The following is a 24,178-nucleotide window of genomic DNA, read 5'->3' as shown; positions in this document are numbered from 1 at the left end:
CCAGAAAAGGAAAAGGCCGCCCCTGTCTATTCGTTCTGCAACATCCGGCCACGGCCAAATCGTCCCTACGCCGTGCCACTGTCTTCCGCTGCCTTCAGATAGTCCGCCCAGTCTTGCAACAGCGTCCTTCTCTGATCCAGCAGCAGCGCCTTGTTGTACGTCGCCCGCACCTTGTTGCTTTCAACGTGGGCAAGCTGCCGCTCAATCGCATCAGGCCGGTATCCATTCTCGTTGGCCCAGGTCGAAAAGGTCGTCCGCCAGCAATGCGGCGTCGTGCCCCGGCCCAGGTTCATGTCACGCATGGCGTAGGTGAGTCGGTTGGGCGTAGTGAAGCCCTTGCCGCTCCGATGTGGGAACAGATAGCGGCGGCCGCCCGTAATGCACTGCAAATCCTTCAGCACGGCAATGGCCTGCACAGACAACGGGCTGACATGGTCACGTCGCGCTTTCATCTTCGCCGCAGGCCGACGCCACAAGGCATCCTCAAAGTCGAACTCGTCCCACTCGGCATCCGCCGCTTCCCCTGGACGGCAGGCGGTCAGCGCAATCAACCGCAGGCACAGCGAAGTCTCCGGATAGCCCCGGTAGCCACGCAACTCCTGATAGAACTTCTGGATTTGCTCTCGCGTCATCGCCGCCTTGCTCTCGCTGACCGGCACGCGCAGCAGCCCGCGCAGACTGGGAATTGGATTTGCCTCGACCAGCCCCCGCACCACCGCGAACTCAAAGATCGCCGAAAGATCACCTTTGACATGGATGGCCGCCCACGCGCCATGAGCCTTGCATTCCTCCAGTAACGGGCGAATCTGCTTCACGCCAATGTCGCTCATCGGCATCCCATCAAACTTGGGCGACAGGTACTTCCTGATGCGGGATTCTTTCGTCCGGTAGGAACTGAGCGCAAAGACTGGCTTGATCTCGGCCAGGTACGCCTGTGCCACCTTGGCGAACGAGCTTTCCTTGGCGCGCTTGCGCTCCTCCAGCACTTCGAGGTTGCGCCGCTTGACCTGCTGCCGCTCATGAGCAGGATGGATGCCTTGCTTAACCAAGGCACGCGCTTTCTCTCGGACCGCGCGCGCCTCCGCAAGGCCTACTTGAGGAAAGCCGCCAATGGCAAAGAGGTTCTCCTTGCCTTGCAGGCGGTACTTCCACCGCCAGAGCTTGCCGCCGGTGGGCTTGACCAGCAGGAACAAGCCCCCGCCGTCTGAAAGTTTCCAGTCTCGATCAGTCGATTTGGCCGACCTGACCTTGAGGTCGGTGAGTAGATTTTCGGGCATCGTTGGACTCCACTGCGGGGAGATGTACCCCCACGGTTGAACACGAGTACCCCCAACGCTACCCCCGAATTTTCTGGACCTCGATGAACAATAGGAACGCTCAGCAGACCGTATTGTTTACACAACCCATTGATTTGAAATGGGTCAACCAATCTACCAAGCGCTACTGAGCACCACCGAGATCCAGCAAAAATCGTCAAACGTTGAACAGGAAGTTCATCACGTCGCCGTCGTGCACCACGTATTCCTTGCCTTCGGCGCGCATCTTGCCCGCTTCCTTGGCTCCCTGTTCGCCCTTGAAATTGATGTAGTCCTCGTAGGCGATGGTCTGGGCACGGATGAAGCCGCGCTCGAAGTCGGTGTGGATCACGCCGGCCGCCTTGGGCGCCGTGTCGCCCACGTGGATGGTCCAGGCGCGCACTTCCTTGACGCCGGCGGTGAAGTAGGTCTGCAGGCCGAGCAACTTGAAGCCGGCGCGGATCACGCGGTCCAGGCCCGGCTCTTCCATGCCCAGGTCGGCCAGGAACTCGGCCTTGTCGGCATCGTCCAGGTCGGCGATCTCGGCCTCGATGGCGGCGCACACGGCAACCACCGGCGACTTGGTCTGCTCGGCATAGCCGCGCACGGCGTCCAGGTGCGGGTTGTTCTCGAAGCCGTCCTCACGCACGTTGGCTACATACATGGTCGGCTTGGCGGTGATCAGGCAGAACGGGCGCAGTGCGTCCCACTCTTCGGGCGCCAGGTCCAGCGTGCGCACGGCCTTGGCCTGGTCGAGCACGGTCTGTGCCTTTTCCAGCACCGCCACCAGGCGCTGCGCTTCCTTGTCCCCCGCGCGGGCCGGCTTGATGTAGCGGGCCAGGGCTTTTTCGACGGTGGCCAGGTCGGCCAGCGCCAGTTCGGTGTTGATGACCTCGATGTCCGACAGCGGATCGACCTTGCCGGCCACGTGGATCACGTTGGGATCCTCGAAGCAGCGCACCACGTGGGTGATGGCGTCAGTCTCGCGGATATTGGCCAGGAACTGGTTGCCGAGGCCTTCACCCTTGGAGGCGCCCGCCACCAGGCCGGCGATATCGACGAATTCGACGGTGGCCGGCAGCACGCGCTCCGGCTTGACGATCTCGGACAGCTTGGCAAGCCTCGGATCCGGCACTTCCACCACGCCGACATTGGGCTCGATGGTGCAGAACGGATAGTTCTCGGCGGCGATGCCGGCCTTGGTCAGGGCGTTGAACAGCGTGGACTTGCCGACGTTGGGCAGGCCGACGATGCCGCATTTGAGGCTCATGGTGTCAGGCGGAGAATGGCAAAACCTCTATTCTAGCGGATGGCCGCAGCCGGCCGGCCCCGTGGCTGCCCCCCATCGCCGCCCTGCGGCTGCCCGGCGCCGCGCGGCGCGCAGGCGGCGTCACCCGGCCCGGCCCGGGCTGTCGTCCCGGGTCGCTATAATCGAGCCACCATGATCCGATCCCACGCGCCTGCGCGGCCCAATTCCTCCCAGTTCCAGATCGCCGTCGTCGGCGGCGGCATCGTCGGCAAGGCCTGTGCCCTGCTGCTGGCCCAGCAGGGCATGCAGGTCGCCCTGGTGGCGCCGCGTCCGCCGGGGGCGGCGGCGGCGCCGGGCGAGGGCGAGTGGGGCAGCCGCATCTATGCCTTCTCGGCCAGCTCGCAGGCTCTGTTCGAGCGCCTGCGCGTGTGGGAGGCGCTGGATCCGGCGCGCATCCAGCCGGTGCGCGACATGCGCGTGTTCGGCGATGCCAGCGCGGCCGACGCGGCTGCCGGCATCGATGGCGACCTGCATTTCTCGGCCTACGCCGCAGCGGTGCCGCAACTGGCCTGGATCATCGAATCCGACCATGTGGAGCGCGTGCTCGACACCGCGCTGCGCTTCCAGCCCCAGCTGCACTGGTTCGATGACAGCGCCTCCGCCTTCGACCGCGACGACGACGGCGCCACCCTGACGCTGGCCGGCGGTACCCGCCTGCGGGCCGCCTGCGTGGTCGGCGCCGACGGCGCGCGTTCCTGGCTGCGCGGGCAGTGCCATATCCCGGTCAGCACGCGGCGCTACCGCCAGCTCGGCGTGGTCGCCAATTTCCACTGCGAGCAGCCGCACCACGACACCGCGTCGCAATGGTTCCTCGGGCCGCTGCCCAAGCTGATGGCCGACGAGGAGCCGGCCAACGGCGAGATCCTTGCCATGCTGCCGCTGCCCGGGCCCTATCTTTCGATGGTGTGGTCGGCCGACGAGGCCCATGCGCGCGAGCTGCTGGCGTTGCCGCCCGAGGCGCTGTGCGCCGCCGTGGCCGAGGCCGCCGGCGGCGCGGTCGGGCGCCGCTTCGGCGCGCTGCGCTGTGTCACGCCGGCCCAGGGCTTCCCGCTGGTGCTGCAGCGCGCCGAGCAGTTCGTGCAGCCGCACATGGCCCTGGTGGGCGACGCGGCGCACGTGGTCCACCCGCTGGCCGGCCAGGGCGTGAACCTGGGGCTGCGCGACGTGGTGGAACTCGGGCGCGTGATGGCGGACAAAGAGACATTCCGTGGCGAAGGCGACCTGCGCCTGCTGCGCCGCTACGAGCGCGCCCGCGCCACCGACCTGCTGTCGCTGACGGTGGCCACCGACGGCCTGCACCGGCTGTTCTCGCTGCCCGGCAGCCTGCCCGCCCTGGTGCGCAATGCCGGCATGCGGGCGGTGGGCAGCCAGCCCCTGCTCAAACGCTTCCTGATCGGGCGCGCGCTCGGCTGAGCCGGGCGCCACATCGCCCCGGACCGATGCCCCGGACCCGCGCGCCCCGACCCACCCCTTACCTGGAGCCTTCTATGTTGTCATCCCTGCGCCGCCGCCCTTACTGGTTTGCCGCCATCGCCAGCGGCCTGGCCGCGGCGGGCTTCGCCCTGCATGCCATGGCTGCGGGCGAGCCGGGCACCGACCGCATCAAGGACACGCTGCAGAAGGCCTTGGGCGGCCGCGCCGAGGTGCGCTCTGTCGGCAAGACGCCGGTGCCGGGCCTGTTCGAGGTCAATATCGGCGGACAGGTCGTCTACACCGATGCCAGCGGCCGCTATGTGCTCAACGGCGAGCTGGTCGACACCAAGACCGGCGCCAACCTGACCGAGGAGCGCCTGGCCGAGCTCAACCGCATCAAGTGGGCGGACCTGCCGCTGGACCGTGCCATCAAGTGGACCAAGGGCAACGGCAGCCGCCAGGTGGTGGTCTTCTCCGACCCGAACTGCGGCTACTGCAAGCGCATCGAGCAGACCTTCCAGCAGATGGACAACATCACCGTCTACACCTTCCTCTTCCCGGTGCTGTCGCCGGATTCGGAGGCCAAGGCCAGGCAGGTCTGGTGTTCGGCCGACCGCACCAAGGCCTGGCGCGACTGGATGCTGAACAAGGTGGCGCTGACCGGCAACGGCAGCTGCAAGACGCCGGTCGAGGACAACCTGGCCCTGGGTCGCAGCCTCAACATCAACGGCACGCCGGCGGTGTTCTTCACCGACGGTACCCGCATCCCCGGCGCGGCCGATGCCGCCACGCTGGAGCGCAAGCTCGCCAGCCTGAAGAAATAGGCCCGGCCGCCGGCGGTGTCCCGGCCGGAGCGCGCGGCACGGGCATCGCCCGTGGCCGCGCCGCTCGCTCACTACAATCCCGAAGAGGAGACACCATGACCTTCCGAGCCCTGCTGCTGACCCAGGCCGATGGCGCCACCCGTGCCGAGATCGCCGAGCTGGAGACGGCACAGCTTCCCGCCGACGGCGATGTGCTGGTTGCCGTCGACTATTCCACTATCAACTACAAGGACGGCCTGGCCATCACCGGACGCGCGCCGGTGGTACGCAAGTGGCCGATGGTGGCCGGCATCGACGGTGCCGGCACCGTGCTCGAATCCAGCCATCCGCGCTGGCGCGCCGGCGACAAGGTGATCCTCAACGGCTTCGGCGTGGGCGAGGCGCACTGGGGCTGCCTGGCGCAGCGGGCGCGCCTGAAGGGCGACTGGCTGGTGCGCCTGCCGCAGGCCTTCAGCGCCAGCCAGGCCATGGCCATCGGCACGGCCGGCTATACCGCCATGCTGTCGGTACTGGCGCTGGAGCGCGGCGGCATGAACGGGCCGGTGCGGCCGGGCGACGGCGACGTGCTGGTGACCGGCGCCTCGGGCGGCGTCGGCTCGGTGGCCATCGCCATCCTGGCGCAGCTCGGCTACCGCGTGACGGCCTCCACCGGCAAGGCGGCCGAGGCGGACTTCCTGAAGGGCCTCGGCGCCGCCGAGGTGATCGACCGCGCCGAGCTGGGCGCGCTCGGCAAGCCGCTGCAGAAGGAGCGCTGGGCCGCGGTGGTCGATGCGGTCGGTTCGCACACGCTGGCCAACGCCTGCGCCCAGGTGCGCTACGGCGGCGTGGTCACGGCCTGCGGGCTGGCGCAGGGCATGGACTTCCCCGCCAGCGTGGCCCCCTTCATCCTGCGCGGCGTGACGCTGGCCGGTGTCGACAGCGTGATGGCGCCGATGGCGTTGCGCGAGCGCGCGTGGGCACGGCTGGCACAGGACCTGGCACCGGACCGGCTGCGCGCCATCACGCGCGAGATCCGGCTGGACGAGGCGATCGAGGCCGGCCGCCGCATCGTCGAAGGCGGCATGCGCGGCCGCGTGGTGGTCGACGTCAACGCCTGAGCCCGGCTGCGGCGCAGCCGCCCGGTACGGGCTGCGCTGCGTGCCTTCCTGCGTGCCGGCGCCCGGTGCCGGCTCCCTGCGCTGGCCACGCCGCGCCCGGCGCTACAATCTTCGCCATGACGCCCATCCGCTACGCCATCGCCCCGCTCGCGCCGCACGCGCACCTGTTCGCCGTGACCGTCACGGTCGATGCCCCCGATCCCGCCGGCCAGCGCTTCTTCCTGCCGGCCTGGATCCCGGGCAGCTACATGATCCGCGAGTTCGCCCGCAACATCGGCCGCGTCCGCGCCGAGTGCGGCGGCCGTGCCGTGATCCTGCACAAGCTGGACAAGCAGACCTGGCAGGCCGCGCCGCTCGAGGCCGGCGCCGGCCCGCTGACGCTGCGCTACGAGGTCTATGCCTGGGACCTGTCGGTGCGTGCCGCCCACCTCGACCAGACGCACGGCTTCTTCAACGGCAGCTCGGTCTTCCTGTGCGTCGAGGGCCAGGCCGAGAGACCCTGCACGGTCGACATCTTCCCGCCCGAGGGTGAGGCCTATGGCGGCTGGCGCGTGGCCACCGCGCTGCGCGAGGCCCGCGGCCGCGAGGGCGCCAAGCGCTACGGCTTCGGCCGCTACGAAGCTGCCGACTACGACGAGCTGATCGACCACCCGGTCGAGATGGGCACCTTCGCGCTGGGCAGCTTCAAGGCCTGCGGCGCCCAGCATGACGTGGTCTTCACCGGGCGCGTGCCCCAGCTCGACCTGGAACGCGTGTGCCGCGACCTCAAGCGCATCTGCGAGGCGCAGATCCGCCTGTTCGAGCCGAAGACACAGCGTGCGCCCTTCCTCGACAGCAACCGTCGCTATGTCTTCATGACCATGGTGACCACCGACGGCTACGGCGGCCTGGAGCATCGCGCCAGCACCGCGCTGATGTGCGCGCGCGCGGACCTGCCGTCGCTCGGCAAGGCGGATGCCGGCGAAGGCTACCGCACCTTCCTGGGACTGTGCAGCCACGAGTACTTCCATACCTGGAACGTCAAGCGCATCAAACCGGCCGCCTTCGTGCCGTACCGGCTGCGCGAGGAGAGCTACACGCCGCTGCTGTGGCTGTTCGAGGGTTTCACCAGCTACTACGACGACCTGATGCTGGTGCGCTCGGGCTGCGTCACCGAGGCGCAGTACGTGGAGATGCTGGGCAAGACCTGGAACGGCGTGCTGCGCGGCAGCGGCCGCACCAAGCAGAGCGTGGCCGAGAGCTCCTTCGATGCCTGGACCAAGTACTACCGCCAGGACGAGAACGCGCCCAACGCCATCGTCAGCTACTACACCAAGGGCTCGCTGGTGGCGCTGGCGCTCGATCTCACCATCCGCCAGCGCACGCGCGGGCGGCGCTCGCTCGACGATGTGATGCGCGCGCTGTGGCAGCGCTACGGCCGCGACTTCTACGCGGCCGGCACGACGCAGCGAGGCGTCACCGAGGCCGAGGTCCATGCCTTGTTCGACGAGGTCACCGGCCTGCGCCTGGGCGCGCCGCTGCGCAGCTTCACCGAGGGCACCGCCGAGCTGCCGCTGGCGCCGCTGCTGAAGGCCATCGGCGTGGGCGTGCAGGCGCAGAAGCCCGAGGCCGGCGCGGCGCTGGGCATCAAGAGCAAGAGCGAAGACGGCTGGGTGCGCGTGACCCAGGTGCTGGACGGCGGGGCCGGGCAGGCGGCCGGCCTGTCGGCCGGTGACCTGCTGGCGGCGGTGGACGGCCTGCGTGTCGCGCCCGGCCAGCTCGACAAGCTGCTGGGCCGCTACCGCCCCGGCGACCGCGCCGAACTGCACGTGTTCCGCCGCGACGAGCTGATGTGCCTGCCGCTGGCGTTCGCGCGCGAACCGGCCACGCAGTACCGGCTGTCGCTGGCCGCGGGCAAGCAGGCCGCACGCGCGCGCTGGCTGGGACAATAAGGGAGACTCGGTGCCGCCGCGCGGCGGCGCCGGCAGTATGGCGGCGGCGTCCTCGCGGTCGCGCCGACCGGATCGGATTGATGCAGGCCTATGCAATACGCGCACGACACCCGTACCTTCATCTATTCGCACTATGTCTATCGCGGCCTGCGTTCTGCCACGGGGGTGATCGGGGCCACCCTGGTCGCGTTGCAGTTCACCGACATGCCGACTGCGATGGTGGTGTCGATCGGCGCGCTGTGCACCAGCCTGATGGACCTGCCCAGTCCGTTGAACCACAAGTTCAACGAGATGATCGCCAGCGTGCTGCTGTGCACCGCGGTGACGCTGGTGGTCGCGCTGGCCACGCCGTTCCCGCGCGTGATGCCCTTCGTGCTGGTGCTGGTCACCTTCCTGGCCGGCATGATGACGGTGTACGGCAACAAGACCATGCCGCTGCAGTTCTCGGCGCTGTTCGTCATGACAATGACCATCAACGAGGACTTCGTGGTGCGGCGCGCGCTGGAGCACGCCGGCCTGTTCGGCCTGGGCGGGCTGGCCTACACGGCGTACTCGATGGCGGTGAGCTGGGCCATGGCGCGGCGGACCAAGCAGCAGATCCTGGCCGAGTCGCTCTACGAGATGGCGTCCTATCTCGAACTCAAGGCGGCCTTCTACGATGCCGGCACCGATTACGAGGCCTGCTTCAGCCAGCTGGTGCGGCAGCAGATCGTAGTGGCCGAGCGCCAGCAGGCCGCGCGCGACCTGGTGCTGCGCGGCAATCGCACGCCCTACGACGGCCTGCTGGTGCAGGTGCACCTGCGCATGCTCGACCTGTACGAGTACATGCTGTCGACCAATACCGACTATCCGCTGCTGCGCCACACCTTCGGCGGCACACCGGTGCTGGACCACCTGCGCCGCCTGGTGCTGCTGATGAGCGAGGACCTGGCGGGCATCGCCTACGAGGTCACGCGCGGCCGGCCGTCCTACGCCACGGTGGAATACCGCCAGGTGCTGCGCTCGGTGGAGGAGGAGATCGCCCAGCTGCGCCACCACCATATCAAGCCGGCCGCATTGACCGCGCTGGCCGATACGCTGGAGATGATCCGCGGCGCCATCGCCCTGGTGGAGCAGCTGCACGAGGCCTCGCGCACGCCGGTGGAGCCGAGCAAGGTGCTGCCCGGGCCCGACATGACACCTTTCCTGACCCGGCAGAGGTATGAGCTGGGCGTGCTGGTCGACAACCTGCGCTGGCGCTCGCCCGGCTTCCGCTATGCGGTGCGTATCTCGCTGGCCGTGGCGGTCGGGCTATGGGTGGCGGACCACGTGCCCTATGCCTCGCACAGCTACTGGATCCTGCTGACCATCATCGTCATCCTGAAGCCCAACTTCAGCCTGACCAAGCAGCGCTACAACGATCGCGTGATCGGTACGCTGATCGGCTGCGTGATTTCGCTGGGCATACTCAAGGTGGTGCACCAGCCGCTGCTGTTGCTGGCGGTACTGTTCGCCGCGCTGGTGGCCAGTGCCGCCTTTTCCACCATCAAGTACCGCTACACGGCGATCGCCGCCTGCGTGCAGGTGCTGATCCAGTTCAAGCTGTTGCTGCCCGACAGTCCCACGGTGGCGGGCGAGCGGTTGATCGACACGGTGATCGGCGGGCTGATCGCCTCGGCCTTCTCCTTTGTCCTGCCGAGCTGGGAGTACCGCGCCATTCCCAAGCTGGTGGAAAACGTGCTGCAGGCCAACCGGCGCTACATCCTCGCCACGCGCGACCTGCTGTTGCGGCGCGCCAAGGACGACTTCGCCTACCGCGTGCAGCGAAAGCAGTTCATGGACAGCCTGTCGGGACTGATCTCCGCCTTCCAGCGCATGCAGGACGAGCCCAAGAGCCGGCATCGCGCGGTCGACAACCTGAACCGCTTCATCGTGCAGAACTACCTGGTGGCCGCGCACGTCGCCGCGGTGCGCATCCAGGTGCGCCAGCACTACCAGGAGCTGGAACTGCCGGCGGCCGAGGCTGCCATCGAACAGGCCACTGACGCGGCCGTGCGCAGCCTGGACCTTGCCCGCGAGCGCCTGCTGGCGGGCGAGCGCGCCGGCGGACGCGGGGTCGGCTTCCTGCGTCCGCCACCGACGGGCCTGCCCGAGGCGGCCGCCCAGGCCGGCGGCGCCACCATGCCGGCTCCCGCGGCGGCCGTGGCCGAAACGCAGTCCGGCGAGGAAGACGCCAGCGCGCGCCGCGCACGCGTGGCCGACTCGGCCGACCGCCGCCGCGCCGACGTGCTGGTGCAGGCCGCCGCGTCCGGCGAGCTGGCGGCGGCCAGCATTGCCGCGAACGGCGCCGGCGGACGCAGTACCAACGCCCAGCTGGAGCGCCGCCTGCGCGCGCTGCGCGAGGACGCCGCCAAGATCGCGCTGCGTACCGGGGCGATCGGGAGGGCGGTGCGGGTGGAGGAGTGAGGGGGGGCTGGCTTGTTGCCGGCCTGGCGGGCGGGATCACACCGTTGGCCTTGTGTGGGCGGCGGCGTGCTGGATCGCACCGAGGGCTTCGCTGGATGTGGCGCCTTGCTAGACCACCCCTCACCCCCGCCCTCTCCCCATGCGGGGAGAGGGAGCCAGGACACTATGCTTGGCGATTGGTGTTGGCGCATCCTGGTGGCTTCGTTCCGCACGACAGGATTCGTACCGCGCCGGTTCGCTCCCCTCTCCCGCTTGCGGGAGAGGGGCCGGGGGAGAGGGCAGGCGCTCGCCGGGAGCGCGGGCTGTCAAATTCACACCAGGCTATGCACGCCCCGGCGTGAGCGCGCGACGCATGCTCCGTGCGCGGCGCCGGTCGGCCGCTAGTCCACTGAATCGCTGAAATCGGTCGGTGCCTGCCATGTCTTTCCCCTCCCATTTCAATGATTCAGTGGACTAGCCTTCCCCGCCTGCCGTGCCCTCGGCCTGTTCTTCGCGCGGCAGCGTCAGCATGCCGCTGTTGTAGCTGTATTCGTAGATCTCGCCGTAGCGGCCCCATTCGATGGCGAGGGTCAGCACGCGCTCGGCTTCGTCGGGCTTCAGGTAGGCCTCCAGCTCGCGCAGCACGTGCTCTTCGCCGATCTCGCCGTCCTCGGTTTCCTCCAGCTCGCGGCGGATGTGCGCGGCCAGCGCCACGTGTTCCAGCAGCTGCTTGCCGAACAGCACCTTGCGCTCGGGCGGCTCGGTCTCGTAGTAGGTGCGCCCGAGCGGGGTGGCGATGATGTCGCCGCGCTCGATGGTGGCCAACTGCACCAGTTGCAGCGCTTCGCAGGCGGGCAGCAGTTCGTCGTCGGTGAGGCCTGCTTCGTCGGCCAGGTGGGGCAGGTCGGCGCGGCCGAAGAAGGGCGACTCGCACAGCAGGTCGAGAATGGCCTCCATCTGGCTGATGTCGGCATCCGGCAGGCGGTAGCCGATCTGCGAGGCGGCCGCCAGCGCGGGCACGCGTGGACCCAGTGCCGCGGGCGAGGTCATCAGCGCGTAGACCTCGTCGATCAGCGCGCGCACCTGGGTCGAGTCGCGGTTGCGCGGGCGCGCGAAGGGCACGCGCACCTCGGCGCGGATGCGGCCCGGGTCGCTCGACAGGATGACGATGCGGTCGGCCATCATCACCGCTTCCTCGATATTGTGCGAGACGATCAGGATGCACTTGATGTTGGTGCGGCCGTCTTCCCACAGGTCGAGCATCTCGTCGCGCAGGGTCTCGCCGGTCAGCACGTCCAGCGCCGAGAAGGCTTCGTCCATCAGCAGCAGGTCGGGCTCGGTCACCATGGCGCGGGCGATGCCGACGCGCTGGCGCATGCCGCCGGACAGCTCGCGCGGCAGCGCGCTGTTGAAGCCGGACAGGCCGATCATGTCGATCGCCGCTTCGGCGCGGCGGGTGCGCTCCTCCTTGTCGACACCCTGGGCCTCCAGGCCCAGTTCCACGTTCTGCTGCACGGTGAGCCAGGGGAATAGCGCGAACGACTGGAACACCATGGCGATGCCTTCCGCCGTGCCCGCCAGGCGCTCGCCGCGGAAGCGCACTTCGCCGCGGTCGGTGCCGACCAGGCCGGCCATGATGCGCAGCAGGGTGGACTTGCCCGAGCCGGACTTGCCCAGCATGGCGACGATCTCTCCCTGGCGCAGCGTCAGGTCCACGCCTTCGAGCACGGCGCGGTCGGTGTGGTCGGCGGTGCGGAAGATCTTCGAGACGCCGCGCAGCTCGATCACGGCGGGCGCGGCGGTTGGTGCGGTGCTGCTGGACATGGCGTCCTTTCGTTCGATCGTCATAGACGGGTGCGCTCCTGCGCCAATTGATACAGGCGGTTCCACAGCAGGCGGTTGAAGCCGACCACGAACAGGGCCATCACGCAGATGCCCAGTGCGATGCGGGGGAAGTCGCCCTTGGACGTCATCTCGGCAATGTAGCTGCCCAGCCCGGTAGCCACCAGGGTGTGGTTGCCCCAGGTCACGTACTCGGACACGATGCTGGCGTTCCACGAGCCGCCGGCGGCGGTCACCAGTCCGGTCAGCAGGCTGGGGAAGACGGCGGGGATCAGGAAGCGCTTCCACATCAGCCAGCCGCGCAGGCCGAAATTTCGCGCCGCCAGCCGCAGCTCCGTGGGAATGCCCGAGGCACCCGCCACCACGTTGAAGAGGATGTACCACTGCGTGCCGAAGATCATCAGCGGGCTGAGCCAGATCTCAGGGTTCAGGCCGAAGCGCGCGATCACCACCACCGCCAGCGGGAACATCAGGTTGGCCGGGAAGGCGGCCAGGAACTGCGCGACCGGCTGGGCGACACGCGCCACGGCCGGATTCATGCCGATGCGGATGCCGATCGGCACCCACACCAGCGCGGCCAGCGCGATCAGCACGATCACCCGCACCATGGTCAGCGTGCCCAGCCACAGCACGTGGCCGAACTCGCTCCAGCCCACCTCGGAGCGCACGAAGTGCAGGATGCGGTAGAGCGCCAGCAGGGCGGCCACGATGATCAGCACGTTGCAGGCCCGCTCGATCCACTGGCGGCGGCCGCTGGCGCCTGCCGAGGCCGGTGCCAGCGTGCCGCGCCGGGCACCCCAGGACAGCGTGCGGCCGGCCAGGCCGGCGGTCCACGACAGCAGCACGCGCACCCATTCCGAGCGGCGCAGCAGGTCGAGCAGCCAGGACTGCGGCTCCTTCTCCTGCGCCAGGGTCTCGAAGCGGAAGCGGTCGGCCCAGGCGATCAGCGGGCGGAACAGCAACTGGTCGTAGAACAGGATGCCGATCAGCATGGCCACGATGGCCCAGCCGATGGCCGGCAGGTTCTGCTGCTGGATGGCCAGCGAAATGTAGGAGCCGATGCCGGGCAGCTTGATGTCATTGCCCGACACGGAGATCGCTTCCGAGGCCACCACAAAGAACCAGCCGCCCGACATCGACATCATCATGTTCCACAGCAGGCCCGGCATGGCGAACGGCACTTCGAGCCGCCAGAAGCGCTGCCACGACGACAGGCGGAACATGGCGGCCGCCTCCAGCAGGTCGCTGGGGATGGTGCGGAAGGACTGGTACAGGCTGAAGGCCATGTTCCAGGCCTGCGAAGTGAAGATGGCGAAGATCGCCGCGCATTCCACCCCGATCAGGTTGCCGGGGAACAGCGCGATGAAGCCGGTCACGGTGATCGACAGGAAGCCCAGTACCGGGATCGACTGCAGGATGTCGAGGGCCGGCACCATGACCTTTTCCGCCGTGCGGCTCTTGGAGGCGATGGCGGCGAAGGCGAAGGAGAACAGCAGCGAGGCGCCCAGTGCCGTCAGCATGCGGATGCTGGTGCGCATCAGGTAGTAGGGCAGGTAGGCGACGTCGAGGCTGAGATCCAGCGGCTCGCCCGGCTGGTAGGGCACGTTCATCTGCTTGGCGGCGAACGCCACCAGCACGATGGCCGCCAGGATGATGGGCAGCAGGGCGAGGTCGAAGCGGTTGGGCGGAGCCGTCAGCAATTGGCTGACGTAGCCGAGGGAAGGGGCCGGCTTGGCCTGGTCGCTGTCGGCGGATTGGGCGGGCTGCATCATGGTGAAAGACGGATCGGGGGCCGGCTCGGTCGGCCTGGGACTACGGGTGGCGCCCGCTGGAACGGCGTGGCTGGCGTCGGCTGCCGGCAGCCCTTTCGGGTCGCCCGGTGCCGCACGCATCACGTCCGGTGCAAAGCCCTACTTGCTAACGCTCAGAGCGGCCGCCTAGTTTACCGTGTGTGCATGTCGGCGCCGTTTCAGCATAGATCGTCTCGCTGCTGCAACAGTTGTCAGCGATAGCAGACAGGCAGTCCAATCCTGCAGGAGAGACTTTGGCGATGGAAACCCGGCAACTGGAAACCTGGCACATCGTGGCCAGCGGGCGCGTGCAGGGCGTAGGCTACCGCGCTGCCTGCGCGGCGCGGGCCAGCGAACTGGCGCTGCGCGGCTGGGTGCGCAACCGCAGCGACGGCACGGTCGAGGTCATGGCGCGCGGCAGCCCGGGGCAACTGCGGGCCCTGTGCGACTGGATGCGCATCGGACCGCCGGCGGCACAGGTGCTCGACCTGGCGGTGGCCTTGTCGGAGGGGGAATTCCAGGGCTTCATCTGGCGCCCCACCGTGTGATGCGGCCGCCATAAGCCGGATCGACCGGATCGACCGGATCGACCGGATCGACCGGATCGACTGGATCGACTGGATACTCCGGCTCAGGCGCGGTGCGCCTGCCAGTCGACCGCTGCCAGCCCCTGGGCCGTCAGCCAGTCATTGGCCTGGCGGAAGTGGCCGCAGCCAAGGAAGCCTCGGTGCGCCGACAGCGGCGACGGATGCGGCGCCTCCAGCACGCAGTGGCCCGCCCCCAGCAGCGGCTTCTTCGCCTGGGCATGGCTGCCCCACAGCAGGAACACGAGCTTCTGGCGGCTGCCGGCCAGCGCCTGGATCAGGCAGTCGGTCACCGCTTCCCAGCCGCGCTTGGCGTGGCTGGCCGCGCGGCCCTGCTCGACGGTCAGCACCGTGTTGAGCAGCAGCACGCCCTGGCGGGCCCAGCCCTCGAGGTTGCCCGAGGCGCCGCGCGCGGGCGCCTCGCCGTACTCCGCGGCGATTTCCTTGAAGATATTGCGCAGGCTGGGCGGCACCCGCACGCCGTCCGGCACCGAGAAGGCCAGTCCGTGGGCCTGCGGCACCTCGGCGCCGGCCACGGTCTCGACGCCGTGGTAGGGATCCTGGCCGAGGATCACGACCTTGACCGAGTCGGGCGGCGTCAGGTGCAGCACGTGGAACACGTCGTGCGGGAACACGCGCTTGCCGCTGGCGTGCTCGCCGTCGACGAAGGCGGCCAGTTCGCGCCAGCCGGCGCCGGACAGGCAGGGGGCCAGCAGCGTGCGCCAGGCCGGCGGCAGGGCGTCGGCCTGGGCCTGCAGCGCGGCGGCGGGGGCCTGGGCGGTGGATCGGGCGGGCGTGTCCGCAGCGAAGAGATCGGATTGCATCGGGTCGGGTAGGGGAAACGGGTGGGCGGCCTGCCGGCTTGCCGGCGCCGGGTTCAAGGTGGGCCGGGCCTGAGGCGGGCCGGGCCCCCGGGGTGGAGCGGGCGGGCGCTGCCGCGCCCGGGGGCTCAGGGCGCCTCGTCCTGGCGCGTGCCGGCCAGGCGATAGCCGCGCGCGGCCTTGCTCAGGTCGGAGGGCACCAGGGCTGCCACCGCCTGCAGGCGCGCGGCCAGGGCGCGCAGTGCCTGGGCGGCCTGAGTGGCATCGCCGGCCAGGAATTCGAGTTCGAGTTCCTGGATGCGCTCAACCTCCTTGGTGCCGGGCGCGCTGACGGTGCCGACGTCGAGCGCGGCCTCGATCTCGGCGCCGTCCTGGCGCACCAGCCAGGCGCGGCGCTCGAAGTCGGTGCGGAAGACCGGCGCCAGCCGCTGCGCCAGCGGCGCCAGCAGGGACTGCGCCTCGGCCGGCAGGCGCGCCGGTTCCAGCGCTTCGCCGGCGACATCGGTTTCCCACTCGTGGCGTGTGGCCAGGCCGCCCGCGCTGCTGCCGGCGGTCTTCAGCGTCTGCAGCCAGCGCTCGCCCTGGCTGCGCAGGCGCAGCGCGGCACGCGCGCCGGCCAGCTCGCGCGCCGGGGTGTCGAGGTAGACATTGCGCAGCAGCCAGCGGCCGCGCGCTTCGCCATGGGCATCCAGCCAGGCGGCCAGCGCATCCAGCGCACCGTCCGGCACGGCAAGCTTCAGTTCGATTTCCTGGGCCATGGCGCGCTGATCAGGCGAACAGCCGTGCCAGCTCGGCGCCCGGATCCTTGGCGCGCATGAATGCCTCGCCGACCAGGAAGGCGTGCACGCCGGCATCGCGCATGCGCTGCACGTCGGCCTGGCCGAGGATGCCGGATTCGGTCACCACCAGGCGCTCGCCCGGGATGTGCGGCAGCAGGCCGATGGTGTTGTCCAGTGAGACCTCGAAGGTGCGCAGGTTGCGGTTATTGATGCCCAGCAGCGGCGTCTTCAGGCGCAGCGCGCGCTCCAGCTCGTCCTCGCCATGCACTTCCACCAGCACGTCCATGCCCAGTTCGTGGGCGCAGGCTTCCAGCTCGGCCATCAGGCCCGGGTCGAGTGCCGCCACGATCAGCAGGATGCAGTCCGCCCCCCAGGTGCGCGCTTCGTAGACCTGGTACAGGTCGACCATGAAGTCCTTGCGCAGCGCCGGCAGTTCGCAGGCGGCGCGGGCGCGCTTGAGGTAGTCGGCGTGGCCCTGGAAGAAGTTGACGTCGGTCAGCACCGACAGGCAGGCCGCGCCGTGGCCGGCATAGCTCTCGGCGATGGCCTCGGGCACGAAGTGCTCGCGCAGCACGCCCTTGGACGGCGAGGCCTTCTTGACCTCGGCGATCACGCCGGCCTGGCCGGCGCCGATCCTGGCGCGCAGCGCGCGCTCGAAGCCGCGCGGCGCCAGGCCTGCCTCGTGGCGCAGGCTTTCGGCCTCGCCCCGCAGGCTGTGGAGGTCGCGTTGCTTGCGCGCGGCGGCGACTTCATCGGCCTTGACGGCCAGGATCTTCTGCAGGATATCGGACATGGCTTGACTCTCTGCCGCCGCTCCCGCGCGGGCGGGGGCGGCGCGCGTGTTTTACTGGAACTGCTGGGTGGCGCGCACGAACTGGTCGAGCTTCTCGCGCGCCGCGCCGCTGGCGATGGCCTCGCGCGCCCGCGCGATGCCGTCCTCGATCGAGCTGGCCACGTTGGCGGCGTACAGCGCGGTGCCGGCATTCAGCGAGACGATCTCGCGCGGCGTGCCCGCCACGTTGCCCAGCGCTTCCATCAGCATGGCCTTGGACTCCAGCGCGTCGGCCACCTTCAGGCCGCGGTTGGAGATCATGTTCAGGCCGAAGTCCTCGGGGTGGATCTCGTACTCGCGCACCTGGCCGTCCTTCAGTTCGCCGACCATGGTGGCGGCGCCCAGCGAGACCTCGTCCATGCCGTCCTTGCCGTACACCACCAGCGCGTGCTCGGCGCCCAGGCGCTGCATCACGCGCACCTGGATGCCTACCAGGTCCGGGTGGAACACGCCCATCAGGATATTAGGCGCGCCGGCCGGATTGGTCAGCGGGCCGAGAATATTGAAGATGGTGCGCACGCCCATCTCCTTGCGGATCGCCGCCACGTTCTTCATCGCCGGGTGGTGGGTCGGCGCGAACATGAAGCCGATGCCGGTCTGCTCGATGCACTCGCCGACCTGTTCCGGCGTCAGCAGGATGTTGACGCCGAGCGCCTCCAGCACGTCGGCGCTGCCCGACTTGGAGCTGACGCCGCGATTGCCGTGCTTGGCGATGCGCGCGCCGGCCGCGGCCACGACGAACATCGAGGCGGTGGAGATATTGAAGGTGTGCGAGCCGTCGCCGCCGGTGCCGACGATGTCGACGAAGTTGCCGCGCGCCACGTCGGCGGGCAGCGGCACCTTGTTGGCGAACTCGCGCATCACCTGGGCCGCGGCGGAGATCTCGCCGATGGTTTCCTTCTTCACGCGCAGCCCGGTCAGGATGGCGGCGGCCATCACCGGCGAGACCTGCGCCTGCATGATCTGCCGCATCAGGTGCAGCATCTCGTCGTGGAAGATCTCGCGATGTTCGATGCAGCGCGTCAGCGCTTCCTGCGGGGTGATGGACATGGGGCTCTCGTTCGGATGGTTGGCAGGTTCCAGTTGCGCGAGCGGGCCGGCGCCGGCGGCGGGATCGGTCAGCTTCATCGCCGTACCTCGCCCGAGCCCGCCTTGAGGAAGTTCGCCAGCAGCGCGTGTCCGTGCTCGGACAGGATGGATTCGGGGTGGAATTGCACGCCTTCGACCGCAAGGGTCTTGTGGCGCACGCCCATGATCTCGCCATCCGGCGTCCAGGCCGTCACTTCCAGGCAGTCGGGCAGGGTCTCGCGCTCGATTGCCAGCGAATGATAGCGCGTGACGTCGAAGTGCCTGGGCAGCCCGGCGAACACGCCCTGCTGGGTCGTCTCGATGGTGCTGACCTTGCCGTGCATGACCTGTTTGGCGCGGATCACCTTGCCGCCGAAGGCCTCGCCGATGGCCTGGTGGCCCAGGCACACGCCCAGCAGCGGCACCTTGCCGGCGAAGTGCTGCAGCACGGCCACCGAGATGCCGGCTTCCCTGGGGCTGCAGGGGCCGGGCGAGACGCAGATATGGTCGGGCCCGAGGGCCTCGATCTCGTCCAGCGTGATCTCGTCGTTGCGGAAGGTGCGCACGTCGGCGCCGAGTTCGCCGAAATACTGCACGAGGTTGTAGGTGAAGGAATCGTAGTTGTCGATCATCAGCAGCATGGCCGTTTCTCCTGTCCTGTTCCGGGTCAGATGTCGGAGTCCAGGCCATCCTGGACCTGCTCGGCGGCGCGGATCACCGCGCGCGCCTTGGCTTCGGTCTCGCGCCATTCGGCTTCGGGGTCCGAATCGGCGACGATGCCGGCGGCCGCCTGCACGTAGAGGTTGCCGTCCTTGATGATGCCGGTGCGGATGGCGATGGCGAGGTCCATTTCACCGCCGAAGGACAGGTAGCCCACCGCGCCGCCGTAGATGCCGCGCTTGCGCGGCTCCAGCTCGTCGATGATCTCCATCGCGCGCACCTTGGGTGCGCCCGACAGCGTGCCGGCCGGGAAGCTGGCGCGCAGCACGTCGAGATTGGTCATGCCGTCCTTGAGGCGGCCTTCGACCGAGCTGACGATGTGCTGCACGTGCGAGTACTTCTCGATCACCATCTTGTCGGTGACCTTGACGCTGCCGGTCTCGGCGATGCGGCCGATGTCGTTGCGCGCCAGGTCGATCAGCATCACGTGCTCGGCGATTTCCTTGGGGTCGTTGAGCAGTTCGGTGGCGAGCTGGGCGTCCTTCTCCGGCGTATTGCCGCGCGGGCGGGTGCCGGCCAGCGGGCGGATGGTGATGACGCGCTCCTCGCGCACTTCGCCGCCGTTGTTCGCGGTGCCGGTGCGGCGGGTCTCCTGGCGCACCAGGATCTCGGGCGAGGCACCGACGATCTGGAAGTCGCCGAAGTTGTAGAAGTACATGTACGGCGAGGGGTTCAGCGAGCGCAGCGCGCGGTACAGCGACAGCGGCGCGTCGCGGTAGGGCTTGGTCAGGCGCTGGCCGATCTGCACCTGCATCATGTCGCCGGCCATGATGTACTCCTTGGCGCGGTGGACGGCGGCCAGATAGTCGGCCTTGTCGAATTCGCGGAAGACCTCGGTCTGCACCGACGGGCTGGTGACCGGCAGGTCCACCGGCTGGCGCAGCTTCATGCGCAGGTCGCGCAGGCGGGCGCGGGCGCGCGGATAGGCCTCGGGTGTGTTCGGGTCGGCGTAGACGATCAGGTAGAGCTTGCCCGACAGGTTGTCGATCACCGCCAGCTCTTCGCACAGCAGCAACTGGATGTCGGGCAGGCCGAGGTCGTCGGCCTTCTGCGTGGCGGCGAGCTTCTTCTCGATATAGCGCACCGCGTCGTAGCCGAAATAGCCGGCCAGGCCGCCGCAGAAGCGCGGCAGGCCGGGGCGCAGCGCCACCTTGAAGCGCTTTTCGAAGTCGGCGATGAAGTCCAGCGGGTTGCCTTCATGCGTCTCCACCACTCGGCCGTCGGTCACCACCTCGGTGCGCTCGCCGTAGGCGCGCAGCAGCGTGCGGGCGTGCAGGCCGATGAAGGAATAGCGGCCGAAGCGTTCTCCGCCGACTACCGATTCCAGCAAGAAGGTGTTGATGCCGCGGGTCTGCGACTGGGCCAGCTTCAGGTAGAGCGAGAGGGGCGTCTCCAGGTCGGCGAAGGCCTCGGCGATCAGCGGGATGCGGTTGTAGCCCTGGTCGGCCAGCGATTTGAATTCGAGCTCGGTCATGTCCATCCTCGTGGGCGGCGCGCCCGCTGCCGGGCGGCGGCGCCATGGTACGGCGGGAGGGGCAGGCGATACGGTCGCCGGCCCCGGTGGCTTGCCGTGGTGCGGAAGACTTGCGAACAAGACCGCACACGGCCTGGTGGGGCGTGCGGTGCGTTCGTGGACCAAACGTAGCCGATTGCTGCGGCGTTGGCTACGGGCGGCTGGCGAGAGGGGTATGGCTGGGATTGCCCGGCTGCTGCCGGCCTGGCGAAACCTTCCGCGTGTAGGGAAGCTTCTCAGGAGACTCGCGAACGCACTTTACGCCTGTTGGGAGGCGCGCCAGCGACGCCAGGGCCAGGCCTGCCGATCACTGCCAGAAGAGATGCGTTTGCGATTCAGAAACATGTGTCGTGTTCTGCGACGGAGGTAAGCGAAGGCCGGTCTGCCGCGCACTGCAATCCGTGCAATACGTGTGCCATGCGCCGGGACCGGCTTCGGTCATGCCCACTACGCCGTCAACAGGGACGCCGCCTGGGCAATGGTGCCGACTATACCATCGGCGTCGACGCCTTGTACAGGGTTGCCGTGGTTGTAGCCATAGGGCACCAGCAGCACTCCCATGCCGGCCGCGCGGGCCGCCTGGGCGTCGTTCTCGGAGTCCCCGATGGCTGCCATCTGCGCCGGCTCCAGGCGGAAGGCCTCGGCCACCTTGAGCAGGGGCAGCGGGTCCGGCTTGCGCAGCGGGAAGGCGTCGCCACCGTAGACCAGCTCGAAATACCGGACCAGCCCGGTCTTGGCCAGCAGCGGCTCGGTGAAGCTGTAGGGCTTGTTGGTCACGCAGGCCAGGCGCAGCCCGGCGGCCTTGAGGCGCGCCAGGCCTTCGGCCACACCCGCGTAGACCTGCGAGAACTGGCCGTTGATGCGCAGGTACTCGCGGTCGTACAGCGCCAGCGCGTCGGCGAACAGGCCGTTGGCGTGGGCCGGCGTGAAGCGGGCGTCGAGCACGCGCCGGATCAGGTTCTCCGAGCCCTTGCCGACGAAGCTGACGATGGCTTCGCGCGTCAGCGGCGCCGGCGCCGGCAGGTGCGGGTGCAGGCGCGCGAGCGCGCCCAGCATGGCATTGACGGCGGCGTGGAAGTCACCTGCGGTATCGACCATGGTGCCGTCGAGGTCGACGATCACGCCGCGGATGCCGCTCCAGTCGCGGCGCGCCGGCTGTGCGGCGCTCATCGGGCTGCCTGCGCGGGGACCTTGGCCAGTTCGGCGCGCAGGGCCGACAGCACGCCGCGGTAGCCACCGTCGGCGTCGGGCTTGCCGAACACCGCCGAGCCGGCCACGAAGGTGTCGGCGCCGGCTGCCGCGATCTCGGCGATGTTATCGACCTTCACGCCGCCGTCGACTTCCAGCAGGATGGTGCGGCCGGTGCGCTCGGCATAGGCGTCGATGCGGGCGCGCACGGCGCGCAGCTTGTTGAGCGTCTCGGGGATGAAGGACTGGCCGCCGAAGCCGGGGTTGACCGACATCAGCAGGATCACGTCGAGGCGGTCCATCACATGGTCCAGATGGTGCAGCGGCGTGGCCGGGTTGAACACCAGGCCGGCCTGGCAGCCCTGGTCGCGGATCAGTGCCAGCGAGCGGTCGACGTGGTCGCTGGCCTCGGGGTGGAAGGTGATGATGTTGGCCCCGGCGCGCGCGAAGTCGGGAATGATGCGGTCGACCGGACGCACCATCAGGTGCACGTCGATCGGTGCCGTCACGTGCGGGCGGATGGCTTCGCACACCATCGGGCCGACCGTCAGGTTCGGCACGTAGTGATTGTCCATCACGTCGAAGTGGATCCAGTCGGCGCCGGCCTCGGTCACGCGGCGGACTTCCTCGCCCAGGCGGGCGAAGTCGGCGGACAGGATGGACGGGGCGATGCGGTACGTGGGCGTGCTCATGGCGGCGGCGTGGGGAATTGGCGATAAAACGAGGGAACCGCCGCCATTTTACGCTGCCGGCGCCGCGGGCGCCGGCCATGCCCGTCCGGCGCCGCGCTTGCCGCCCCGGGTGCCTTGCCGCACAATGCGGCTACCCATTTCCTCGGCCCGACGCCCCAGACGATGAGCGAGTACGCGTTTTCCGTGGCGGTACGCACCCAGTACCTGCCCGAGCAGTCCGATCCCGAGCGCGGGCGCCATGCCTTCGCTTACACCATCACCATCCACAATACCGGCGAGGTGGCCGCGCAGTTGATCTCGCGCCACTGGATCATCACCGACAGCGACAACGGCACGCAGGAAGTGTCCGGCCTCGGCGTGGTCGGGCACCAGCCGCTGCTCAAGCCGGGCGAGCATTTCGAATACACCAGCTGGGCCACCATCTCCACCCCGGTGGGCTCGATGAAGGGCGACTACTTCTGCGTGGCCGAGGACGGCCACCGCTTCGAGGTGCCGATTCCCGAGTTCGCGCTGGTGCTGCCGCGCATGCTGCATTGAGTCGGCCGGCGCGGATTCCGCGCCGCGCGCACGATGCCGCCGGCGCGGCGCGCGGAACCTATCGGGCGCCGCCGTTGTCCTCTCCAGGCTGCGCGGGCTGGCCGCTGCGCGAAGGGTGATCGGCCGGTGCGCGGGTCGGGCGGGGATGCTTCTTGGCGGTGCCCATGGTCCAGACCACGATGAAGATCAGCAGGAACAATGCCACGCCGGCTTCCAGGGCGAACAGCAGCATGGGATGGGCTTCGAGGAATGCACTCATGGCGTGATCCGTGCCGGGGGCGTGGTTGGATGACAGGACGCTGGGCATTGTAGGACATCGGTGGCGCATCGGATCGCGCGGGCCGGCGATTGAACAGAGCAAGATGGCAACTCCGGATTTTTCTTCCTTTCCCCGTTTCTCCTGGCAGCGTCCAGTGCTGCCATCAGCGCGCACGCGAGCCTGGCTGGCCCTGGCCGCCGGCGCGGCCTTGCTGGCCGGCTGCATGAGCGGTCCGCCGCCCCGCGTCGAGGGACCCGGCACGCCCGGCCAGCCGCCGGCCGCGTCGTCGCAGAAGGGCCGGCTGCAAGCGGTCGACTGGAACGATGTCGCCGGCTGGCAGCAGGACGACGTGCGCGCCGCCTGGCCGGCGCTGCAGGAAAGCTGCCAGGTACTGAAGAAGCGCGCGGACTGGAACCGCGCCTGCTCGGCCGGCCTGATGGTCGACGCCGGCGACCTGGGCGCGATGCGCAGCTATTTCGAGACCTATTTCCAGCCCTACCGTGTGGTCAACGGCGATGGCTCCGACTCCGGCCTGATCACCGGCTACTACGAGCCCATCCTCCATGGTTCGCGCACGCGCCAGGGGCCCTACCAGGTCGCGCTGTACCGCAAGCCGCCGCAATGGAACGGCCGCGCGCTGCCGGCGCGCGCCGAACTGCTGCAGAACCCGGGGCTGCGCGGCCAGGAGCTGGCCTGGGTGGACGACCCGGTCGAGGCTGCCTTCCTGCAGATCCAGGGTTCGGGCCGCATCCGCCTGGCCGACGGCACGCTGATGCGGGTCGGTTACGGCGGCACCAACGACCATCCGTTCCGATCCTTCGGCAAATGGCTGCTGGACCGCGGCGAAATCACGCCGGCCCAGGCCACCATGCAGGGCATCAAGGCCTGGGCGCGTGCCAATCCGGGCCGGGTCGACGAGATGCTCAACGTCAATCCGCGCTTCGTCTTCTTCCGCGAGCTGGCGCCGACCAACGAGGGGCCGGTGGGCGCGCTGGGAGTACCGTTGACGGCGGAGCGCTCGATCGCGGTCGATCCGGCCACCATCCCGCTGGGCGTGCCGGTCTTCCTGTCGACCACGCGGCCGCTGTCGAGCGAGCCGATCCAGCGGCTCATGTTCGCCCAGGACACCGGCACCGCCATCAAGGGCGGGGTGCGCGCCGACTTCTTCTGGGGGGCGGGCGATGCCGCCGGGGAGACCGCCGGCCGCATGAAGCAGGCCGGGCGCATGTGGGTGCTGATGCCACGCAGTTGAGCGCGGCG

General features: G+C 69.0%; 21 protein-coding genes. 8 read left to right on the top strand and 13 right to left on the bottom strand.

The window, feature by feature from the left end; genetic code table 11:
* Window positions 1–65 precede the first annotated feature (65 nt).
* Window positions 66–1,277 carry a tyrosine-type recombinase/integrase gene (locus BKK81_RS18000; protein WP_071015724.1) on the bottom strand — a complete coding sequence of 404 codons (1,212 nt, stop codon included), beginning with the start codon at window positions 1,275–1,277 and terminating at the stop codon, window positions 66–68.
* Window positions 1,278–1,473: 196 nt separating this feature from the next.
* The gene (ychF, locus tag BKK81_RS17995) at window positions 1,474–2,565 is read right to left on the bottom strand and encodes a redox-regulated ATPase YchF (protein WP_071015722.1); all 1,092 of its coding nucleotides are present in this window, start codon (window positions 2,563–2,565) and stop codon (window positions 1,474–1,476) included.
* A 171-nt stretch (window positions 2,566–2,736) separates the two neighbouring features.
* On the opposite strand from ychF, the gene BKK81_RS17990 reads away from it, so the two are divergent.
* The 5 genes from BKK81_RS17990 to BKK81_RS17970 all read left to right on the top strand — a co-directional run bounded on the left by BKK81_RS17990 (window position 2,737) and on the right by BKK81_RS17970 (window position 10,314).
* Window positions 2,737–4,017: a UbiH/UbiF family hydroxylase gene (locus tag BKK81_RS17990; RefSeq protein ID WP_071015720.1), complete on the top strand. Its 1,281-nt coding sequence runs from the start codon at window positions 2,737–2,739 to the stop codon at window positions 4,015–4,017.
* A gap of 74 nt (window positions 4,018–4,091) precedes the next feature.
* Complete coding sequence (locus BKK81_RS17985) at window positions 4,092–4,841, top strand: DsbC family protein (RefSeq protein WP_071015718.1); 750 nt, start codon at window positions 4,092–4,094, stop codon at window positions 4,839–4,841.
* Window positions 4,842–4,936: 95 nt separating this feature from the next.
* Window positions 4,937–5,938 (top strand): acrylyl-CoA reductase (NADPH), encoded by a 1,002-nt coding sequence (gene acuI, locus BKK81_RS17980; protein ID WP_071015717.1) that lies wholly within the window; start codon window positions 4,937–4,939, stop codon window positions 5,936–5,938.
* 116 nt (window positions 5,939–6,054) lie between these two features.
* Window positions 6,055–7,869: a M61 family metallopeptidase gene (locus tag BKK81_RS17975; RefSeq protein ID WP_071015715.1), complete on the top strand. Its 1,815-nt coding sequence runs from the start codon at window positions 6,055–6,057 to the stop codon at window positions 7,867–7,869.
* Window positions 7,870–7,959: 90 nt separating this feature from the next.
* The gene (locus BKK81_RS17970) at window positions 7,960–10,314 is read left to right on the top strand and encodes an FUSC family protein (RefSeq protein WP_071015713.1); all 2,355 of its coding nucleotides are present in this window, start codon (window positions 7,960–7,962) and stop codon (window positions 10,312–10,314) included.
* Window positions 10,315–10,767: 453 nt separating this feature from the next.
* Here BKK81_RS17970 and BKK81_RS17965 read toward each other — a convergent pair whose 3' ends face one another.
* Both BKK81_RS17965 and BKK81_RS17960 read right to left on the bottom strand, forming a co-directional pair.
* Complete coding sequence (locus BKK81_RS17965) at window positions 10,768–12,141, bottom strand: ABC transporter ATP-binding protein (RefSeq protein WP_231907943.1); 1,374 nt, start codon at window positions 12,139–12,141, stop codon at window positions 10,768–10,770.
* A complete protein-coding gene (locus tag BKK81_RS17960) occupies window positions 12,138–13,907 on the bottom strand; it encodes an ABC transporter permease (protein ID WP_156811322.1) in 1,770 nt (589 codons plus the stop codon). The genes BKK81_RS17965 and BKK81_RS17960 overlap by 4 nt, the downstream gene beginning before the upstream one ends.
* A gap of 278 nt (window positions 13,908–14,185) precedes the next feature.
* On the opposite strand from BKK81_RS17960, the gene BKK81_RS17955 reads away from it, so the two are divergent.
* Window positions 14,186–14,473, top strand: coding sequence for an acylphosphatase (locus BKK81_RS17955; protein WP_071015711.1), 288 nt, complete (start codon window positions 14,186–14,188; stop codon window positions 14,471–14,473).
* An 83-nt stretch (window positions 14,474–14,556) separates the two neighbouring features.
* Here the strand turns inward: BKK81_RS17955 and BKK81_RS17950 are convergent, their stop codons facing one another.
* The 8 genes from BKK81_RS17950 to rpe form a co-directional block, all read right to left on the bottom strand.
* Window positions 14,557–15,333, bottom strand: a complete 777-nt coding sequence (locus tag BKK81_RS17950) for a uracil-DNA glycosylase (protein ID WP_071015709.1) — start codon at window positions 15,331–15,333, stop codon at window positions 14,557–14,559.
* A gap of 125 nt (window positions 15,334–15,458) precedes the next feature.
* On the bottom strand, window positions 15,459–16,088 hold the full coding sequence (locus tag BKK81_RS17945; RefSeq protein WP_071015708.1) for a CYTH domain-containing protein: 630 nt from the start codon (window positions 16,086–16,088) through the stop codon (window positions 15,459–15,461).
* A 10-nt stretch (window positions 16,089–16,098) separates the two neighbouring features.
* Complete coding sequence (trpC, locus tag BKK81_RS17940) at window positions 16,099–16,902, bottom strand: indole-3-glycerol phosphate synthase TrpC (protein WP_071015706.1); 804 nt, start codon at window positions 16,900–16,902, stop codon at window positions 16,099–16,101.
* Window positions 16,903–16,953: 51 nt separating this feature from the next.
* Window positions 16,954–17,991: an anthranilate phosphoribosyltransferase gene (gene trpD, locus BKK81_RS17935; RefSeq protein WP_071016609.1), complete on the bottom strand. Its 1,038-nt coding sequence runs from the start codon at window positions 17,989–17,991 to the stop codon at window positions 16,954–16,956.
* A 74-nt stretch (window positions 17,992–18,065) separates the two neighbouring features.
* Window positions 18,066–18,650, bottom strand: coding sequence for an aminodeoxychorismate/anthranilate synthase component II (locus BKK81_RS17930; RefSeq protein WP_071015704.1), 585 nt, complete (start codon window positions 18,648–18,650; stop codon window positions 18,066–18,068).
* 26 nt (window positions 18,651–18,676) lie between these two features.
* Window positions 18,677–20,203: an anthranilate synthase component I gene (gene trpE / locus BKK81_RS17925; RefSeq protein WP_071015703.1), complete on the bottom strand. Its 1,527-nt coding sequence runs from the start codon at window positions 20,201–20,203 to the stop codon at window positions 18,677–18,679.
* Window positions 20,204–20,689: 486 nt separating this feature from the next.
* Window positions 20,690–21,412 (bottom strand): phosphoglycolate phosphatase, encoded by a 723-nt coding sequence (gph, locus tag BKK81_RS17920; protein ID WP_071015695.1) that lies wholly within the window; start codon window positions 21,410–21,412, stop codon window positions 20,690–20,692.
* On the bottom strand, window positions 21,409–22,122 hold the full coding sequence (gene rpe / locus BKK81_RS17915) for a ribulose-phosphate 3-epimerase (protein ID WP_071015693.1): 714 nt from the start codon (window positions 22,120–22,122) through the stop codon (window positions 21,409–21,411). Before rpe ends, gph begins: the two co-directional genes overlap by 4 nt.
* 162 nt (window positions 22,123–22,284) lie before the next feature.
* Between rpe and apaG the strand changes: the two genes are divergently transcribed.
* On the top strand, window positions 22,285–22,659 hold the full coding sequence (gene apaG, locus BKK81_RS17910; protein WP_071015691.1) for a Co2+/Mg2+ efflux protein ApaG: 375 nt from the start codon (window positions 22,285–22,287) through the stop codon (window positions 22,657–22,659).
* Window positions 22,660–22,717: 58 nt separating this feature from the next.
* On the opposite strand, the gene BKK81_RS17905 is transcribed toward apaG, so the two are convergent.
* A complete protein-coding gene (locus BKK81_RS17905; protein WP_071015688.1) occupies window positions 22,718–22,918 on the bottom strand; it encodes a hypothetical protein in 201 nt (66 codons plus the stop codon).
* A gap of 103 nt (window positions 22,919–23,021) precedes the next feature.
* Here BKK81_RS17905 and mltA point away from each other — a divergent pair, with 103 nt between their 5' ends.
* Window positions 23,022–24,170 (top strand): murein transglycosylase A, encoded by a 1,149-nt coding sequence (gene mltA / locus BKK81_RS17900; protein ID WP_071015686.1) that lies wholly within the window; start codon window positions 23,022–23,024, stop codon window positions 24,168–24,170.
* The last annotated feature ends 8 nt before the right edge of the window (window positions 24,171–24,178 follow it).

The sequence above is a fragment of the Cupriavidus sp. USMAHM13 genome (genome assembly GCF_001854285.1).
GTDB classification, from domain to species: domain Bacteria; phylum Pseudomonadota; class Gammaproteobacteria; order Burkholderiales; family Burkholderiaceae; genus Cupriavidus; species Cupriavidus malaysiensis.
Note: the sequence above shows the minus strand (reverse complement) of the source record. Positions and strands in the feature narration are given on the sequence as shown.

Bases quoted from the DNA above. Each gene is read 5' to 3' on its own strand.
- trpC (WP_071015706.1), bottom strand. From the start codon at position 16,902: ATGTCCGATATCCTGCAGAAGATCCTGGCCGTCAAGGCCGATGAAGTC.
- BKK81_RS17930 (WP_071015704.1), bottom strand. From the start codon at position 18,650: ATGCTGCTGATGATCGACAACTACGATTCCTTCACCTACAACCTCGTG.
- BKK81_RS18000 (WP_071015724.1), bottom strand. From the start codon at position 1,277: ATGCCCGAAAATCTACTCACCGACCTCAAGGTCAGGTCGGCCAAATCG.
- acuI (WP_071015717.1), top strand. From the start codon at position 4,937: ATGACCTTCCGAGCCCTGCTGCTGACCCAGGCCGATGGCGCCACCCGT.
- BKK81_RS17975 (WP_071015715.1), top strand. From the start codon at position 6,055: ATGACGCCCATCCGCTACGCCATCGCCCCGCTCGCGCCGCACGCGCAC.
- mltA (WP_071015686.1), top strand. From the start codon at position 23,022: ATGGCAACTCCGGATTTTTCTTCCTTTCCCCGTTTCTCCTGGCAGCGT.
- BKK81_RS17905 (WP_071015688.1), bottom strand. From the start codon at position 22,918: ATGAGTGCATTCCTCGAAGCCCATCCCATGCTGCTGTTCGCCCTGGAA.
- trpE (WP_071015703.1), bottom strand. From the start codon at position 20,203: ATGACCGAGCTCGAATTCAAATCGCTGGCCGACCAGGGCTACAACCGC.
- BKK81_RS17965 (WP_231907943.1), bottom strand. From the start codon at position 12,141: ATGACGATCGAACGAAAGGACGCCATGTCCAGCAGCACCGCACCAACC.
- gph (WP_071015695.1), bottom strand. From the start codon at position 21,412: ATGAGCGCCGCACAGCCGGCGCGCCGCGACTGGAGCGGCATCCGCGGC.
- BKK81_RS17970 (WP_071015713.1), top strand. From the start codon at position 7,960: ATGCAATACGCGCACGACACCCGTACCTTCATCTATTCGCACTATGTC.
- BKK81_RS17945 (WP_071015708.1), bottom strand. From the start codon at position 16,088: ATGGCCCAGGAAATCGAACTGAAGCTTGCCGTGCCGGACGGTGCGCTG.
- BKK81_RS17985 (WP_071015718.1), top strand. From the start codon at position 4,092: ATGTTGTCATCCCTGCGCCGCCGCCCTTACTGGTTTGCCGCCATCGCC.
- apaG (WP_071015691.1), top strand. From the start codon at position 22,285: ATGAGCGAGTACGCGTTTTCCGTGGCGGTACGCACCCAGTACCTGCCC.
- BKK81_RS17955 (WP_071015711.1), top strand. From the start codon at position 14,186: ATGGAAACCCGGCAACTGGAAACCTGGCACATCGTGGCCAGCGGGCGC.
- trpD (WP_071016609.1), bottom strand. From the start codon at position 17,991: ATGTCCATCACCCCGCAGGAAGCGCTGACGCGCTGCATCGAACATCGC.
- BKK81_RS17960 (WP_156811322.1), bottom strand. From the start codon at position 13,907: ATGATGCAGCCCGCCCAATCCGCCGACAGCGACCAGGCCAAGCCGGCC.
- ychF (WP_071015722.1), bottom strand. From the start codon at position 2,565: ATGAGCCTCAAATGCGGCATCGTCGGCCTGCCCAACGTCGGCAAGTCC.
- rpe (WP_071015693.1), bottom strand. From the start codon at position 22,122: ATGAGCACGCCCACGTACCGCATCGCCCCGTCCATCCTGTCCGCCGAC.
- BKK81_RS17990 (WP_071015720.1), top strand. From the start codon at position 2,737: ATGATCCGATCCCACGCGCCTGCGCGGCCCAATTCCTCCCAGTTCCAG.
- BKK81_RS17950 (WP_071015709.1), bottom strand. From the start codon at position 15,333: ATGCAATCCGATCTCTTCGCTGCGGACACGCCCGCCCGATCCACCGCC.